We start from the raw sequence: 15,824 nt of genomic DNA on the forward strand, positions 1-15,824 counted from the left end.
ATGGCAGAAATAAGCTTGGCCAAAATTAAGAGCATCGCAGCAGAAACCAGTGACTGGATTTGGGGCACGGCGCAAGGCGCCTTTAACGAACGGCAAACAGCATCACAAATCATCGTGGATGCCGTGATTGGCATGATCCCTTTAGTTGGTGACGCCACCGCCGTACGGGACTTAATCGCAGTAACCATCCGTTTGTGTAACGAACCGCAACGCCGAGAACAAGTCTTCGAATGGGTATTGCTAGTAATCCTGCTCTTTGCCCTGATCCCTGTAGCAGGCGGAGTGATCAAGGGCGTTGGCCGTCTGGCTTTGAAAGTGGGGAAAAATGCAGCCGAAAATAGCAAGGTACTTACAGAGACTATTCAGTTTCTAAACCGTATGGGCCGTGGCAACGCCGTAAAATGGCTGAAACAACTGGACGTACTCAAATATCAGAATGAGCTGATCGGCAAGTTCACCGATTTCTGCACCAGCATCGCCGACACGATAAGCGAAGTGCTCAAATCACGGGTTGGACAATTGTTGTCAGGCGATATGCGCACCAAGCTGCAGCGTGTGCAAACGGGGCTACTGACGCTTCGTGACCTTGGCGGAAAGATGATCCCGCAGGCACTCAAGGAATTGAATGCCAAACTAAAGGTGCTGCAAGAGCTGGTGTATCAGGGAGAGGTTCATACCCTGGCTACTGGCCAAAAAAACTTAACCCGCGAAGCCGAAGCCCTGATGTTACGCAATGAAGTACGAGCCGCCATCAAGGCGGGTAAGTGGCCGCAGAATTTGCTGTCGGGGAAGTTGACCGATCCCGACGTGCAAAAGCAGCTTGCCGACTGGTTCGACCGAAGCAAGATTGCCGAAGGCTGGCCGGATTTGTTGCGTAAACAGGTTGAATTACCCGGTCACGGGAAAACCAAGTACTACAACTCGCTGTGCACCTTCAGCGGCAAGATTGCTGCCTGGGGGCCGGAGCAGTTTGCCGGCCAGACCATTTACCGCGCCTTTGGTCCCGGCGGCAAGCTGGCCGGGCCATCCAATGCCGGGGGCTACTTCTGGGGTGCCGGCGCCATCCCGCAGAATGCCAAGGCGTGGCGCGAGATGGCGGCGGTGCTGGACGAGTGGAACGCCAACGGCCTGATCGTCCTCGTCACCTTTCCGCCGCTGGCCCGCATCCAGCATGAGCCGGAACTGATGCAGGCGCTCAAGGGCTGGCACGGCAGCATCGCAGAACAGTTTGGCGACAAGATCAAGAACCAGTTTCTGGCAGGAGGCGGCAAGCAGGTCGGCATGAACGACCTGCCTGCCACGCTGGCGACAAAAATCACCGAGCTGGGCGAGGCCGCCAAGGCCGGCAAGCTGGGCAGAGGTGAGGTGATGGGCGTCAGGATCGAGGTCAGGAAAACCAGCTGGACCGAGGTCGAGGGCAAGTACGGCTACGCCGAAGGTGGCGAAGACCTGTCGCGCCACGCCATTACCCGCCAGCTGGAAACCGACGAAATCAAATCCAAGGTCAGCAATAGCGCCCCCGTTGCGGCCGCCCGCGCCGGCAATCAGGGCAAACAGGGCAAACAGGGCAAACAGGGCAAACAGAAGGAAACCGCAAGATGAATCTGCAACACAACCGCCGCCGCCTGTTCTGGCTGCTGCAGAAATGGTCCAGCTACACCGTGTGGGCGCACTACGCCAAGCAGTTCGACGTCTTCGTCAAGGCCTACGAAGAGGCATTGGCCACCTGGCCGGACGGTGAACGCCCGCCCGAATACAATGTGCGCTTTGCCTACCTGGCGCAGGATCTGTACCCGAAAGGTCTGGCCGCTCTGGCAAAAGGCGACCGCTCGGTATGGCGCGAACGCGAGGACGGCTATCTGGGGGAGGCAGAGGGGGCCTCTTTTAGGGCAATGGAAGGTGTTACCTCCGCTGAAATCAACAAATACGACGGTGGCGAACGTGGCGTACCACTCTATACGGTGTGGACTGAGCGGCTGGAACAGCTGCGCCTGCTGAAGGAGGCGGCGATACTGCAAGGCGCCGAATTCGTTTATGAGTCCCGCCCAACCTATGCCAATTGGCATCCTGTCGCATATCGAAATTCTGAATGTCTTCCTGAAAGCTATTTTCAGGGGATGATTCAAGAGGTTGGCCCCTGGCCCGAACCCACGCCCGAGCCCCCCCCTTCCACCAATATTCTCGTTGAAAGCGGCGAATGCATCCCCAACGATGGCATCTGGGAACTGGTACTGCCACATCGCGCGCCAGGCGAGACCGATGCGCTCAATTATTTCGTCAAAGGCGCGGTCGCACCGTGGATCAAAGATTTTGAGAAGTTCAGCCAGGACCCCAATCCCGGCAAGCAGTATGTGTTGCCCGCCACCTGGCGCCTGGTGTGGGAGGACACCCGCTACCTCGATGGCGTGATTCCGGACGAATCTTTCTACTTCAACCCCGTCATCACGCCGCAAGAGCCTGTTGAAGCACAAGGCATGGCGCCTCCCATACCATCATCCGGCCGTTGCGAAGCTGGCCATCCCTGCCCGCAGGCCGGTACCTGGTGGACGCCAGCCAAACCTGACGCCCGCCGTGCCTTTGCCCAGGGCGAACGGATGCCGGATTTCCCGGACAGCAGCTACGGCGCCACCATCTGGTACCGCGAGGCGGAGTAAAGGTTGGCCGCAATGCCTCTCTCCCTGTTTGCGAGCGTCGCCGCCTTTTGCCAGAAACTGCGTCGTGTGCAGCGACTGCCTGCGGCACCACCGCACCTGCAATCAGGGCAAACAGAAGGAAACCGCAAGATGAACCTGCAATACAACCGCCACCGCCTGTTCTGGCTGCTGCAAAAGTGGTCGAGTTACTCCGTATGGGCGCACTACGCCAGACAGTTTGATGTGTTTGTCAAAGCCTATGAAGAAGCTTTGGCCACCTGGCCGGAAGGCGAGCGCCCCCCGGAGTACAATGTGCGCTTTGCCTACAAGGCGCAGGATTTGTACCCGAAAGGCCTGGCCGTGCTGGCGAAAGGCGACCGTTCAGTTTGGCGTGAGCGTGAGGACGGTTATCTGGGAGAGGCTCAAGGGGCCGCATTCAGAGCAATGGATGGCGTGACCTCCGCTGAAATCAACAAATACGATGGTGGCGAACGCGGTGTGCCACTCTATACGGTCTGGACTCCCCGCTTGGAGAAGTTACGGCTGTTGAAAGAGGCTGCCACGCCTGAAGGCGCCTTTCTGGTTTATGAGCAACGCCCCACTTATATGGATTGGCATCCCGTGACGATGATCGGTTCAGAAGGCTTGGAGGAATATCTTGCCCACAACGGAGCCGAACTAGGTCCCCTACCAACCGTTTGCCCCCCAACACCCGAACCAACCACGGTTCTGACCGAGAGTGGTGATACCGTATCGACCGATGGCATTTGGGAATTGGTGCTTCCGCATCGTGCCCCTGGTGAAACCGACTGCCTCAACTATTTCGTCAAGGGTGCAGTTACACCATGGATTGATGACCCCAACTACGGCTACGAACCAGGGAAACAGCACGTACTACCCGCCACCTGGCGTCTGGTATGGGAAGACACCCGTTACCGCGATGGCGTCATTCCGGACGAGTCAGCCTACCTCAAGCCCGCCGTAGAACCTGCTCCCGGCCCAGAACAGTTTGTGGAGGCAGTTTCTCATGGTGGTCGTTGCGAAGCCGGGCAGCCCTGCCCGCAAGACGGCACCTGGTGGACGCCCGCCAGACCCGATGCCCGCCGCGCCTTCGCGCAGGGCGAAATGATGCCCAACTTCCCCGACTCCAACTACGGCGCCACCATCTGGTACCGCGAAGCAGAGTAAAATCTTGGCTGTCGTGTTTTGGACTACAGCCATTCAGTTTCTTGGTGACCTGCCGCTGACGGGCTTTATCACAGTCACATGTATGTCCAGTCCTGACATAGGTTGACACCTGCCAGCGCGCCGCATGTGCTGGTCAGATGCTCGCTACAGACGCCCGATGTACCTCATCGGGCGTCTTGTATTTCAGGCCTTGGTGAGGGCGCTCGTGGTTGTAGATCCTCACCGACTGCTCCACCATTTTCCTCGCCTGCTGCAAATCGGCTGGGCGATGCAGCAGCAGTTCGCCTTTTAGAATGCCGTTCACCCGCTCTGCCAGGGCATTCTGGTAGCAATCGTAGCCATCGGTCATTGAGCACGTCAGCCCGTGCCGTTCGTGGATCTGCTGATAGTAGGCCGAACAATACTGAATGCCGCGATCGGAATGGTGAATCAACGGCTGCCGTGAACGTCGCGTCCGCAAGGCCATTTTGAGGGCACCGCTGACTTCCTCCGTCTGCAGGCTGTCATGCACGTGATAGCCAACAATTTTCCTTGAGTAAGCGTCGGTCACTAGACTCAGGTAAGCAAACCGCTGCGCTGTCGGCAAGTAGGTGATATCCGCCACCCAGACCTGCTCCGGCCCCGTCGGGACGACTTGGTGTGGCCCGGCCTTGAGCAGATTAGGATGGCGGTAAAAGCGATGGTGACTGTGTGTGGTCTTATGGTACGCCCGCTGCGGCACGACCAGCAGGCGGGCTGTACGCAACAGATCGAACAAACCGTCCCGTCCCAGCTTGATCCCCGCTTCAGCCATTCGCGATTGCAGCACATGGTGCAGCTTCCGTGTTCCCAGTCGGGGCTGGCGCAAGCGCACGTCCCTCACCCACGCGATCACTTTACCATTCCGTTCGGCACGATGGCTTTCGCTTTGGCGGCGCTTGTATAGGCTTGGCGGCTCAGCTGGACATATCGGCAGGCCCGGCTCACGCTCAACCCTTGGACGAGCCTTTGGGCAAGGACCTGCCCGAAGGCTTTTTTACTACGCGCACCCCGTAGTCGTTCTTCAAGACCTCAAGCATCGCTTCGAATAGCTGCGCCTTCTCATTGGCCTCTTTGAGTTGGGTTTCCAGCTCCTTGATCCGCTGTTCTGGCGTCAGCGGCTTGTTGCCTTGATTCCCCATCGCGATCCCCAGGGAGCGACGGGAGGGCTGGGCACTCCAGTCCTGCAAACCGTGCTTACGTAACCATACCAGCACCGTCGAACGACCTTGAATACCATAGCGGCGTTGCGCCTCTTTGTAAGTCAGTTCGCCTTTTTCTACCTGCTCTACGACCGACAGTTTAAAAGCCAGGCTATACCCGCAGGAGGGAGGCGGGGCCAGCTTCTCTCGTTATCAGCCAGTGGCCGTTCAGCCACGCCTCATCCCGCGCCGGCTGGTCAAGCGGTGTGTTTGCATCATCGGCTATTCAGGATGAGGGCTGGCCCACCCGCATACTCTCTTGATGCCGGCTTGGCCTGGGCCGGGCTAAATCCAAAACCTGAATATTCAAAATCAGATTTTCTTGGTTAGCGGCAAAGAACCGCCCACGTATAGTCGACTGACAGCAACACGACACGCCGCCAGGAGACATTCATGACCATCACGCATACCGCCGGCTCGGCTTCGCCGACCACCACCGCTCACCGGCATGACGTGCCGGACTTCGACATTGGCGAATTGCTGAGCACCGCCCGCGACCGTGCCGTCGTCGCCGGCCTGCCTTACGCCGGTGGACTCTACCCACTGGAGGCGTGGGCACTGCTGCAGGCAGGCGGCGCCCTGCTGGTGGACGTGCGCACCGCCGAGGAGCGCAAGTTCGTCGGCCACGTGCCCGGTTCGCTGCACGTGGCATGGCAGACCGGTGCCGCGCTGATCAAGAACCCGCGCTTCCTGCGCGAACTGGAAAACAAGGCCGGCAAGGACGCCGTGGTGCTGCTGCTGTGCCGCAGCGGCAAGCGTTCGGCCGCCGCCGCCGAGACCGCCACCAAGGCCGGTTTCAGCCAGGTGTACAACGTGCTGGAAGGCTTCGAGGGCGATCTGGACGAGCAACAGCAGCGCGGTGAGGCCGGCGGCTGGCGCCACTGGGGCCTGCCCTGGCAGCAGGACTGAGCGCCGGCTCCCTCGGGGTATCGCCGACACCCTGCCCCTCCCCATTTGATAGTTGCCCACGTTAGCCGACGTCGTGACCACGTCGGCGAGGAGTTCCCATGCCCAACGTTTTGACTGCATCGCACCCTCGCCGGGTGCCAGGAGGCCAGCACCATGAATGACCTGGTCCGCCCCCTGCAAGCGGCCCAAGGGCTGCAACATGACTGGCACCTCGAGCGCATCGTCGGCGAACTGCACGACGCCCGCCAACGCTGGCGCCGCCAGCAAGGCCGCTCGAGCGAGATCGGCGTGCGTGAATTCCCCTCGCGGGACGCCCTGCGCTCCATCGTCACGGCGCTGTGCGGCGCGCTGTTCCCGCTGCGGCTCGGCCCGCCCGACCTGCGCGAAGCCAGCGAGGACTTCTACGTCGGCCACACCCTCGGCCTCGCACTCGATGCGCTGGCGGGACAGGTAAGGCTGGAGCTGAGCTATTCCGCCCGCCTGCGCGGCGACGTCGATGATGGCGTCGAGGCGCACACCGTGAATATCGTCCGGGAGTTTGCCGCCGACCTGCCGCGGCTGCGCAGCCTGCTCGATGCCGATGTGCACGCTGCCTACCAGGGCGACCCGGCCGCACGCAGCGTCGACGAAGTGCTGCTGTGCTACCCCGGCATCACCGCCATCATCCACCACCGCCTGGCCCATCGGCTGTATGCAGCCGGGGTGCCGTTGGTGGCCCGGATCATCGCCGAGATCGCCCATTCCGATACCGGCATCGATATCCACCCGGGCGCCGAGATCGGCGCCGGCTTCTTCATCGACCACGGCACCGGCGTGGTGATCGGCGAGACCGCTGTTATCGGCCAGCGCGTGCGGCTGTACCAGGCTGTCACCTTGGGGGCCAAGCGCTTTCCCGTGGGTGATAACGGCGAGCTGCAGAAAGGCCAGCCGCGACACCCCATCGTCGAGGACGACGTGGTGATCTACGCCGGCGCTACGGTGCTGGGGCGCATCACCATCGGCCACGGCGCGACCATCGGCGGCAACGTCTGGCTCACACGCAGCGTGGCACCCGGCAGCAATGTGACGCAGGCCAGCCTGCGGCACGACGCCGACTGAATCCCCTTTTTACCTTCTCACCTCTCTGGCCCGCGCGTCAGCGGGACGGGTGCGTGCAGAATTTTCCAACCGCAGCAAAAGGAGTAGTCATGAAACTTCAGGATGTTCAACTGGCCCTCGGCGACAGCGCCGCCCGCCAGCTGGCGAATGCCACCAAGACCGTACCGCAGCTGTCCACCATCAGCCCGCGCTGGCTGGTGCACCTGCTGCAATGGAATCCGGTCGAGGCCGGTATCTTCCGCCTCAACCGCGTGAAGAACGCCGCCGCCGTGCGCGTGGCGTGCTCGCAGCGCGACGAGTCCGAGTTGCCGCAGACATTCGTGGACTACGACGAGCAGCCGCGCGAGCTGTTCCTGAACGCCGTGAGCACGGTGCTGGACGTGCACACCCGCGTGTCCGATCTGTACTCGAGCCCGCACGACCAGATCAAGGAACAGCTGCGCCTGACCATCGAGACCATCAAGGAGCGTCAGGAAAGCGAGCTGATCAACAACCCGGAATACGGCCTGCTGGCGAACGTGGACGAGACCCAGCGCATCTCCACCCTGACCGGCGCGCCAACCCCGGACGACTTCGACGAGCTGTTGACCAAGGTGTGGAAGGAGCCGGGCTTTTTCCTCGCCCACCCGCTGGCCATCGCCGCCTTCGGCCGCGAGTGCACCCGTCGCGGCGTACCGCCGCCGACCGTGAGCCTGTTCGGCTCGCAGTTCATCACGTGGCGCGGCGTGCCGATCATCCCGTCGGACAAGCTGCCGATCGACGAGAACGGCAAGACCAAGATCCTGCTGCTGCGCGTGGGCGACAAGCGTCAGGGCGTGGTCGGGCTGTACCAGCCGGGCCTGGCCGGCGAGCAGAGCCCGGGGCTGTCGGTGCGCTTCATGGGCATCAACCGCAAAGCCATCGCGTCCTACCTGATTTCGCTGTATTGCTCGTTGGCCGTGCTGACCGAAGATGCACTGGCCGTGCTCGAAGACGTGGAGATCGGCAAGTACCATGACTATCCAGATACTTACAAGTAATCCGCCTTCCGGCGGAGGTCTGCTGGACGTGGGCGAGCTGGCCAGGCTGGCCAACGCCTTCTTCAGCGCGCTGCCGGGGCAGGAAGTGCCGGAATCCAGCAGCGGCCTGCAGCTGGCCGAACCAGGCCCCAGCGTGGCACCCACGCCGGCGGCCGCCCCTGCCGTGGCGCCTGCACCTAGTGCGCTGTCCGATTTCGGTCGTGGCAGCGAGGCGTCCTACGCCGTGCCGCAAGGCTATGCCGCAGCGGTGCCCCAGGTGTCGGCTGTGCAGCCGTCGGCGCCCGGGGTGGGTGGAGCGCCGGTGTCGTCGCCCTATTACTTCCTGGGCGAGTCCAGTGCCTATCACTCGGCACCGGCTTCGGCCAACGTGATCGCCGACGACCGCGTTACCGCGCAGTCGTTCGGCCTGCCTGGCGAGGAGGCGTTGCGCGAGCTGCTGATCGGCACCCCGCGCGGCAGCCCGGCGTCCACGCCAGCGGCGGCCCCGGCCTCCGGCCAGTACTATTTCCTCGAGGCCACGCCTCGACTGGAAAAAGCGCCGGACTTCGACCGCCAGGTCGCCAGCCGCCAGCACGGTTTCGACGTCAACGCGGTGCGCCGGGATTTCCCGACCCTGGCCGAGCGCGTCAACGGCAAGCCGTTGATCTGGCTGGACAACGCGGCCACCACGCACAAGCCGCAGGCGGTGATCGACCGGATCTCGTACTTCTATCAGCACGAGAACTCCAACATCCACCGTGCCGCGCACGAACTGGCGGCACGCGCCACCGATGCCTACGAGGCGGCGCGCAACAAGGTGGCGCGCTTCATCGGCGCGGCCTCGCCCGACGAGATCATCTTCGTGCGCGGCGCCACCGAGGCGATCAACCTGGTGGCCAACACCTGGGGCCGTCAGAACATCGGGGCCGAGGATGAGATTGTCGTGTCGCAGCTGGAGCACCACGCCAACATCGTGCCGTGGCAGTTGCTGGCGGCCAGCGTCGGCGCGAAGATCCGCGTGATCCCGGTGGACGACAGCGGCCAGATCCTGCTCGACGAGTACCGCAAGCTGCTCAATAGCCGGACCAAGCTGGTGGCGATCACCCAGGTGTCGAACGCGCTGGGTACGGTGACACCGGTGCAGGAGATCGTGGCGCTGGCGCATGCTGCCGGGGCGAAGGCGTTGGTGGACGGTGCGCAATCGGTGTCACACCTGCGGGTGAACGTGCAGGCGCTGGATGCGGACTTCTTCGTGTTCTCCGGACACAAGGTGTTCGCCCCGACCGGCATCGGCGTGGTCTACGGCAAGGCCGCCCTGCTCGACGCCATGCCGCCGTGGCAAGGCGGTGGCAACATGATCGCCGACGTGACGTTCGAGAAGACGCTGTACCAGCCGGCGCCCAACCGCTTCGAAGCCGGTACCGGCAACATCGCGGACGCGGTGGGTCTGGGCGCGGCCCTCGACTACGTCGAGCGCATCGGCCTGGACAACATCGCCCGTTACGAGCACGACCTGCTGGTCTATGCCACGCACGGCCTGCAGAGCGTGCCGGGGCTGCGCCTGATCGGCACCGCCGCCAACAAGGCCAGCGTGCTGTCCTTCGTGTTGCCCGGCTGCCGGACGGAAGAAGTCGGCAAGGCGCTGAACCAGGAAGGCATCGCGGTGCGCTCTGGCCACCATTGCGCCCAGCCGATTCTGCGTCGCTTCGGGCTGGAGGCGACGGTGCGTCCCTCGCTGGCGTTTTATAACACTTGCGAGGAAGTCGACAAGCTGGTGGCGGTGCTGCACCGCTTGGCTAAACGTTCATAAGCTTCTTGTCATATTTGCCGCCCCGCCCTGCCATTTTGGCAGGGTTTTTTTATTTAACGGCCTACCATTTATTCGTGGAGATATATTCAAGATTAAATCTAATGAACAATATGGGAGTGCTATTGATTTAATGCCATTTAGCCTGTGCGATTTCATGAATTAATATGATGTCTCCAAATTAAGGGGCTTCCCATGAATAATCGCCGCCATTTCATTAAAGGCCTATTGCTGGCTGCCACTGTTTTACTCCCCGCTTTTTCTTACGCCGAAGATGTCCCGGCCGAAGTACGCTTTGCCTATGCCGGTGGTCCGCGCACCTGGATTCTGGGCAAGATCGATAAATCCTTCGACAAGGCATTTGGCACACCGGTGAAATGGATTCCGTTCGGTTCCGGCTCGGACGTGCTGACCTTGTTTGCCGCCAAGGAAATCGATATCGCCCGCTTCGGTTCCAGTCCCGCCGCCGCCGGTATCGCCCGCAAGCTGCCGATCGAGGTTATCGGCACGCCGGAAATCATCGCCACCAGCGAGCGCCTGATCGCCCGTAACGGCCTGACCACGTTCAAGGGCCTAGAAGGCAAAACCGTGGCCTACCCGCCCAACTCCACCGCGCAATACGCGTTTGAAGTGGGCACCAAGCTGGCCAAGGCCGATCGCAGCAAAATCAACGTCCTCACCCTGAAACCGGCCGAGATCGTCGCTGCGTGGAAACGCGGCGATATCGATGCCGCCTATGTCTGGGGTCCTTTTACCCAGCAACTGGAGGCCGATGGCGGCAAGGAAATCTTTGCGACCCGCGAGCTGCAGAAGCATGGCGTGCTGATCTTCAACAACTTCGTGGTGCGCAAGGAGTTCGCCGCCAAATACCCGGAGCTGGTGACCAAGTTCCTGCGCGTGGCGCAAGACAAGGTCGATCAATACAAGAAAGACCGGGAAGGCTCGGCGCAGCAAATCGCCCAGCATCTGAACATTCCGCTGGAAACGGTGCGCAGCACCCTGTCCGGTCTGCAATACCCGTCTGACGCCTGCCTATATCGGCACCGGCAACGCCAAGAACGGCTCGCGCATCGTGACCTCGTACAAGGCCACCGCCAACTTCCTGGCCGAGATCGGCGAGATCCGCAAGCAAGAAGTGCCGGAATCCTACGCCCCGGCGATCAATACCACCTTCCTGCAGCAAGCTGCAGCCATCAAGTGAGGCAGGCGTGGCTAGTGAATCTCAATGGATACTCGCGGCCACGCCAGGTCGGCCAACGTCAAGGTTGGCTGCCTGGCGACAAATAGGGCAACGCTGGCAGCTGCCACTGGTCAGTGCGGCGGCGGTATTGCTGTTTGTCGTGCTGTGGCAGCTTTCAGGCTCTCTCGGCTGGGTAGACCCGTTACTGCTGCCACCCCCCAGCGACTTGTGGCAGACCGTGCAGGAGCTGGCCATCTCCGGCTACCGGCAAACGCCGCTGTGGCAACATTTTGCCGTCAGCACCGGGCGGGCACTGCTGGCGTTTGCGGTGGCTATTGCCCTTGGCGTACCGCTGGGGCTGGCGATGGGCTTGTCGCCGCTGTTTGGCGCCGTACTGAACCCCTTCGTGCAGTTCTTGCGACCCTTGCCGAAAATCGCGCTGATTCCGCTGGTGATCGTGTGGTTCGGTATTGGCGAGGGGGCCAAGTTTTTCCTGATCTTTATCTCCAGCTTCCTCAGCATCGTGGTGGGCGCTAGCGCAGCCGTACACGGCGTGAGCCAGGGTCGGCTGCGTGCCGCACGGACGCTGGGTGCCAGCCGTCGTCAGCAGTTCGTGCACGTGGTGCTGCCGGATGCCCTGCCCGAGGTCTTCACCAGCGTGCGTTTGTCCATCGGCATCGGCTGGACCTCGCTGATCGCCGCCGAAATGGTGGCCGCCAACTCCGGCTTGGGCTGGATGGTGATCAATGCCGGCAGTTATCTGCGTACCGACGTGGTGCTGCTGGGCATCGTGCTGCTGGGCCTCACCGGCTATGCCTTCGACTGGCTGCTGCAGTTGCTGCAACGCCGCTTTGCACCGTGGACGGGGAGAGACGCATGAGCCATCCGCGCATTACGCTGGAACATGTTAGCAAGCAGTTTGCCGCGCCCGGCGCCGGCCGCACCGCCGTGCTGGACAATGTGTCGCTGACCGTGAACGAAGGCGAGTTCGTCTGCCTGTTGGGGCCGTCCGGCTGCGGCAAATCCACCATCCTCAACCTGGTGGCCGGCTTTGAGCAGCCGGACCACGGCCGTGTCCTGCTGGATCATCGGCCGATCAGCGAGCCAGGCCCGGAGCGCGGCATGGTGTTCCAGCAACCCATGCTGTTTCCTTGGCTCACCGTGCGCGACAACGTCACCTTCGGCCCGCGCATGACCGGCGCCGATAAGGCCAGCTACCAGGCCGATGCGGAGCGCTATCTGCAGCTCGTGGGCTTGCAGGATTTTGCCGAGCACTACCCGTGGCAGCTCTCCGGCGGCATGCGCCAGCGCGCCGCCCTGGCGCGAGCCTGGCTGCCCAAGCCGCAAACCCTGCTGATGGATGAGCCCTTTGGCGCGCTGGACGCGCAAACGCGGCTGGCGATGCAGGAACTGCTCACCGACATCTGGCAGCGCACGCGCACCACCATCCTGTTCGTGACGCACGACGTGGACGAAGCGCTATTCCTGGCCGACCGCGTGCTGGTGATGTCGGCCCGCCCTGGCCAGATACGTGAATCCCTGACTGTACCGTTCGCCAGACCGCGCAACCCCGAAGAACTGCTGACCGACTCTGCCTACGGCCAGCTCAAGCGCGACATCCTGCACGCCGTGCGGGAAGAAGCCGCCAAAAGCCTGGGCCTGCAGCCCGCCTGACCTTTCCTAGATAAGGATAACGACATGACAACCCTTGCCCGCTTTCCCCGCGTACGCCTCACCCAGGCGCCGACCCCGCTGGAGTTCCTGCCCAACATCACCCGAGCACTGGGTGGCCCGCAAATCTACATCAAGCGCGACGACAATACCGGCCTGGCTCTCGGCGGCAACAAGACGCGCAAGCTCGAATTCCTGCTGGGCGATGCGCTGGCGCGCGGAGCGACCCATATCGTGACCCAGGGCGCCACCCAGTCCAATCACGTGCGCCAGACCATCGCCGCCGCCAACAAGTTCGGACTGAAAAGCACGGTGTTGCTGGAAGAGCGCGTGAGCGGCGCACACTCCGACTACTACAGTAACGGCAACGTGCTGCTGGATCAGTTGCTGGGCGCCAGCATCGAAACCCGTCCCTCGGGACTGGACATGAACCATGAACTGATCGCGGTGGGCGAGCGTCTGCAGACGGCCGGCGAAAGGCCCTACCTGATACCGGGCGGCGGCTCCAACGCCATTGGCGCGCTGGGCTACGTGGCCTCGGCACAGGAAATCCTGCAGCAGAGTACCGACCTGGGCCTGCGCGTCGACCATGTGGTTCACGCCACTGGCAGCACCGGCACGCAGGCAGGCCTTGTCGTTGGCTTGCAGGCGGCCAACAGCAACATCCCGGTCTTGGGATTCAGCGTGCGTGCGCCGCGTGAAAAGCAGATCGACAACGTACGCAAACTGGCGCGCCAGACCTGGGACTTGCTGGATATCCGCCAACCGTTTGACGATGAGGCGGTGCGCGTCAATGCCAATTACGTGGGAGCAGGCTACGGCCTTCCCACCGAAGGCACCCTGGAAGCCATCCGCCTGCTGGCCCGGCACGAAGGCATCCTGCTCGATCCGGTCTACAGCGGCAAAGCGTTTGCCGGGCTGGTGGACCTGATCCGCCAGGGGCACTTCCGCCACGACGAAAACATCGTGTTCGTGCACACCGGTGGTGCTGCCGGCTTGTTTGGCTACCGCGACACGCTGCAACCTCAGGGCGGAGTGAAGTGAGCCTGACGCGGACACCGCTCGTCGGCGTGCTAGGTGGCATGGGGCCGCTGGCGACGGTGGATTTTCTGCACAAGCTGATCCTGGCCACCCCGGCGGGCCGCGATCAGGAGCACGTTCCCACCGTGGTGTGGAACGTGCCGCAGATTCCCGATCGCCAGCATTACCTTGCCGGGCACGGCGACAGCCCGCTGCCCGCCATGCTGGAGGGCATTGAAAGGCTGAACGAGGCGGGAGCCACCCGTATCGTGATCCCCTGCAACACCGCCCATCACTGGTTCGACGAGCTGGCGGCGGCCAGTACGGCGCCGTTGATTCATATCGTGGACGCCACCCTGGACGCGCTGGAGCGGGATGCGGCCAGCGAATGCGTCGGCATCATCGCCACCCGCGGTACGTTGCAAAGCGGGCTGTACCAGCAAAGGTTGGCCGCAAGGGGCATAAGCTATGTGCTGCCGGACGAACCGGCGCTGGACCGCTGGTTTACTCCCGGCTGCTACGCCGTGAAACGCAACGCGCTGCCCCTGGCTGGTAACTTGCTGGAGCAGGTCGCCGAGGCGCTGGTCGGTCAAGGGGCTACGCGGCTGATCCTGGCCTGCACCGAAGTGCCGGTGGCGCTGGCCGCCATCAACTCCCCATTGCAGGCCGTCAGCATCGACCCGGCGGTGGCACTGGCAAAAGCCGTGCTGGCTTACTGGAACCACGCCCAAGCCGCTGGCGCCGTACAACCCACCGCCTTGGCCGCACCATGACGGCACCGACGCGGTAAGTGGCAAACCCCAAAGCCCGGCTCGCCACCCGGTAGATGGAAACACGGGAAGGCGATGCCGGGCGAAGAAGACCCAAACAAGGGTACTTGGCGTCCCCGCGATATCCTCGATTCAGTTCACACCGCAGACATCAGCGTGGAAACAAACGACCCGGCCAGATAGCGCGCCTGCATCTGCCGTGCGATGCCAAGCAAATTGCCACACATGATGTCCTCCACTCCCAGCGCAAAGCCTTGCTCCACTAGCTGCGGCATCAGTGTCACCAGCTGATCCCGCACCTGCGGGTACATGATGGCGCGGCGTGTGTAACGCGGCGACAGCACCACGTCGTCCGGCTCCCATTGCCAGAGACGCTGCAGGTCGTCCTCGCCTTCGCCAAAACCACCAAGGCCCACCCGGTGGTGGTGCTCGCGGTAGCGCGCCACCAGTGTCTTGCCGGCAGCGCTGGAGCGGTGGTCGATAAACAGCAGAAAACGTACCTGCTCCGGCGTCATGCCCAACTGCAGCAGCAGGGCAACAGTAAAGTCGACAATGCGTTCGCTGTGGGCATTGCAGATGCGCGGGTCCAGATCGATCCGCAAAGCGGCTTCGGTTCCATTGCGCCCAAGGTGATTGAGCAGGTGCAGCACGCGTATCAGTTTGAGCAGGGCGAGGGTCTTGTGCTCGGCGTAATTCATGGCAAACAGCCAATCTGCTGGCAGCGATTGGCCAAACTGGCCGTGTATTCGCAGGCGCGCGGCATGATGGGAAAGCCGGCACGTGTCATGGGCATCGTGTAATACAGGGGAAAACTCGCTGGTGAGCCACCAGCCATCAAAACAGGCGAATACCTCTTGGTCATTCCATTGCAGGCGTACCGGACATGGCATTGCCGCCAGCAAGGCCTGACAATGGATAATCTGTTCGGGCGAAAAACCGGCAGGATAGTTTTTGGACTGCTTGAACCGTTTCATGGTCATTCATGGTATTAATCTGCCATTAATAAGTAGTGCCGCACAACTAAGTTGGAATGATTTTTGCTTCTGTTTGCGTATCTCCCTGATGCCGGTTCGACGATGCGTAAACTCACATTGACCTTGAATGAAGCTGAAGTCTGCACTCTTGAACAATTAGCCAAAGCACACCCCAAGGAATATTTCCGCTTGCGCGGCAAGGCGTTGATTGCTGTCAACCAAGGTCAGGACATTGCCACCGTTGCCGCCGTGTTGCGAATCAGCGGCGAGAGCATCAGAACATGGATTCACAACTGGGAACGCCACGGTCTAGTCGGCATCCTGAATGCTCGTGCCGGTGGACGGCCAGCCAAACT

The 15,824-nt window shown here is 62.0% G+C and carries 14 protein-coding genes and 1 pseudogene; 13 read left to right on the forward strand and 2 right to left on the reverse strand.

Annotated elements, in window-relative coordinates:
* The 3 genes from B9N72_RS19235 (at position 1) to B9N72_RS19245 (ending at position 3,821) form a co-directional block, all read left to right on the forward strand.
* Entirely contained in the window at positions 1-1,602 is a 1,602-nt protein-coding gene (locus B9N72_RS19235; protein ID WP_143477887.1) for a hypothetical protein, read from the forward strand.
* Complete coding sequence (locus B9N72_RS19240) at positions 1,599-2,654, forward strand: Imm72 family immunity protein (RefSeq protein ID WP_085277815.1); 1,056 nt, start codon at positions 1,599-1,601, stop codon at positions 2,652-2,654. Before B9N72_RS19235 ends, B9N72_RS19240 begins: the two co-directional genes overlap by 4 nt.
* A gap of 129 nt (positions 2,655-2,783) precedes the next feature.
* On the forward strand, positions 2,784-3,821 hold the full coding sequence (locus tag B9N72_RS19245) for an Imm72 family immunity protein (protein ID WP_159453057.1): 1,038 nt from the start codon (positions 2,784-2,786) through the stop codon (positions 3,819-3,821).
* Between the two features lie 133 nt (positions 3,822-3,954).
* On the opposite strand, the pseudogene B9N72_RS19250 reads toward B9N72_RS19245, so the two are convergent.
* A pseudogene (locus B9N72_RS19250) lies at positions 3,955-5,182 on the reverse strand (IS3 family transposase).
* Between the two features lie 252 nt (positions 5,183-5,434).
* On the opposite strand from B9N72_RS19250, the gene B9N72_RS19255 reads away from it, so the two are divergent.
* From B9N72_RS19255 to cuyB, 9 genes are all read left to right on the forward strand, one after another.
* Positions 5,435-5,950, forward strand: a complete 516-nt coding sequence (locus B9N72_RS19255; RefSeq protein ID WP_085277817.1) for a rhodanese-like domain-containing protein — start codon at positions 5,435-5,437, stop codon at positions 5,948-5,950.
* 153 nt (positions 5,951-6,103) lie between these two features.
* On the forward strand, positions 6,104-7,048 hold the full coding sequence (gene epsC, locus B9N72_RS19260; RefSeq protein WP_085277818.1) for a serine O-acetyltransferase EpsC: 945 nt from the start codon (positions 6,104-6,106) through the stop codon (positions 7,046-7,048).
* Between the two features lie 89 nt (positions 7,049-7,137).
* Positions 7,138-8,067 carry a family 2A encapsulin nanocompartment shell protein gene (locus tag B9N72_RS19265; RefSeq protein WP_085277819.1) on the forward strand — a complete coding sequence of 310 codons (930 nt, stop codon included), beginning with the start codon at positions 7,138-7,140 and terminating at the stop codon, positions 8,065-8,067.
* A complete protein-coding gene (locus B9N72_RS19270) occupies positions 8,042-9,856 on the forward strand; it encodes a family 2A encapsulin nanocompartment cargo protein cysteine desulfurase (RefSeq protein ID WP_085277820.1) in 1,815 nt (604 codons plus the stop codon). Before B9N72_RS19265 ends, B9N72_RS19270 begins: the two co-directional genes overlap by 26 nt.
* A gap of 192 nt (positions 9,857-10,048) precedes the next feature.
* Positions 10,049-11,140: a taurine ABC transporter substrate-binding protein gene (locus B9N72_RS19275; RefSeq protein WP_200811070.1), complete on the forward strand. Its 1,092-nt coding sequence runs from the start codon at positions 10,049-10,051 to the stop codon at positions 11,138-11,140.
* Between the two features lie 41 nt (positions 11,141-11,181).
* Positions 11,182-11,913 (forward strand): ABC transporter permease, encoded by a 732-nt coding sequence (locus B9N72_RS19280; protein WP_200811072.1) that lies wholly within the window; start codon positions 11,182-11,184, stop codon positions 11,911-11,913.
* Positions 11,910-12,707 carry an ABC transporter ATP-binding protein gene (locus B9N72_RS19285; protein WP_085277822.1) on the forward strand — a complete coding sequence of 266 codons (798 nt, stop codon included), beginning with the start codon at positions 11,910-11,912 and terminating at the stop codon, positions 12,705-12,707. The genes B9N72_RS19280 and B9N72_RS19285 overlap by 4 nt, the downstream gene beginning before the upstream one ends.
* Positions 12,708-12,731: 24 nt before the next feature.
* Positions 12,732-13,748: a D-cysteate sulfo-lyase gene (gene cuyA / locus B9N72_RS19290; protein WP_085277823.1), complete on the forward strand. Its 1,017-nt coding sequence runs from the start codon at positions 12,732-12,734 to the stop codon at positions 13,746-13,748.
* On the forward strand, positions 13,745-14,497 hold the full coding sequence (gene cuyB / locus B9N72_RS19295; protein ID WP_200811075.1) for a cysteate racemase: 753 nt from the start codon (positions 13,745-13,747) through the stop codon (positions 14,495-14,497). The genes cuyA and cuyB overlap by 4 nt, the downstream gene beginning before the upstream one ends.
* Positions 14,498-14,631: 134 nt before the next feature.
* On the opposite strand, the gene B9N72_RS19300 is transcribed toward cuyB, so the two are convergent.
* A complete protein-coding gene (locus B9N72_RS19300) occupies positions 14,632-15,468 on the reverse strand; it encodes an EAL domain-containing protein (protein WP_159453058.1) in 837 nt (278 codons plus the stop codon).
* A 63-nt stretch (positions 15,469-15,531) separates the two neighbouring features.
* Between B9N72_RS19300 and B9N72_RS19305 the strand changes: the two genes are divergently transcribed.
* A partial coding sequence (locus B9N72_RS19305) for a helix-turn-helix domain-containing protein (RefSeq protein WP_143477847.1) occupies positions 15,532-15,824 on the forward strand: 293 nt, incomplete at its 3' end.

The sequence above is a fragment of the Pseudogulbenkiania subflava DSM 22618 genome (assembly GCF_900177275.1).
GTDB lineage: Bacteria > Pseudomonadota > Gammaproteobacteria > Burkholderiales > Chromobacteriaceae > Pseudogulbenkiania > Pseudogulbenkiania subflava.

Bases quoted from the DNA above. Each gene is read 5' to 3' on its own strand.
- B9N72_RS19270 (WP_085277820.1), top strand. From the start codon at position 8,042: ATGACTATCCAGATACTTACAAGTAATCCGCCTTCCGGCGGAGGTCTG.
- epsC (WP_085277818.1), top strand. From the start codon at position 6,104: ATGAATGACCTGGTCCGCCCCCTGCAAGCGGCCCAAGGGCTGCAACAT.
- B9N72_RS19285 (WP_085277822.1), top strand. From the start codon at position 11,910: ATGAGCCATCCGCGCATTACGCTGGAACATGTTAGCAAGCAGTTTGCC.
- B9N72_RS19240 (WP_085277815.1), top strand. From the start codon at position 1,599: ATGAATCTGCAACACAACCGCCGCCGCCTGTTCTGGCTGCTGCAGAAA.
- B9N72_RS19275 (WP_200811070.1), top strand. From the start codon at position 10,049: ATGAATAATCGCCGCCATTTCATTAAAGGCCTATTGCTGGCTGCCACT.
- cuyA (WP_085277823.1), top strand. From the start codon at position 12,732: ATGACAACCCTTGCCCGCTTTCCCCGCGTACGCCTCACCCAGGCGCCG.
- B9N72_RS19265 (WP_085277819.1), top strand. From the start codon at position 7,138: ATGAAACTTCAGGATGTTCAACTGGCCCTCGGCGACAGCGCCGCCCGC.
- B9N72_RS19245 (WP_159453057.1), top strand. From the start codon at position 2,784: ATGAACCTGCAATACAACCGCCACCGCCTGTTCTGGCTGCTGCAAAAG.
- B9N72_RS19235 (WP_143477887.1), top strand. From the start codon at position 1: ATGGCAGAAATAAGCTTGGCCAAAATTAAGAGCATCGCAGCAGAAACC.
- B9N72_RS19300 (WP_159453058.1), bottom strand. From the start codon at position 15,468: ATGAAACGGTTCAAGCAGTCCAAAAACTATCCTGCCGGTTTTTCGCCC.
- B9N72_RS19255 (WP_085277817.1), top strand. From the start codon at position 5,435: ATGACCATCACGCATACCGCCGGCTCGGCTTCGCCGACCACCACCGCT.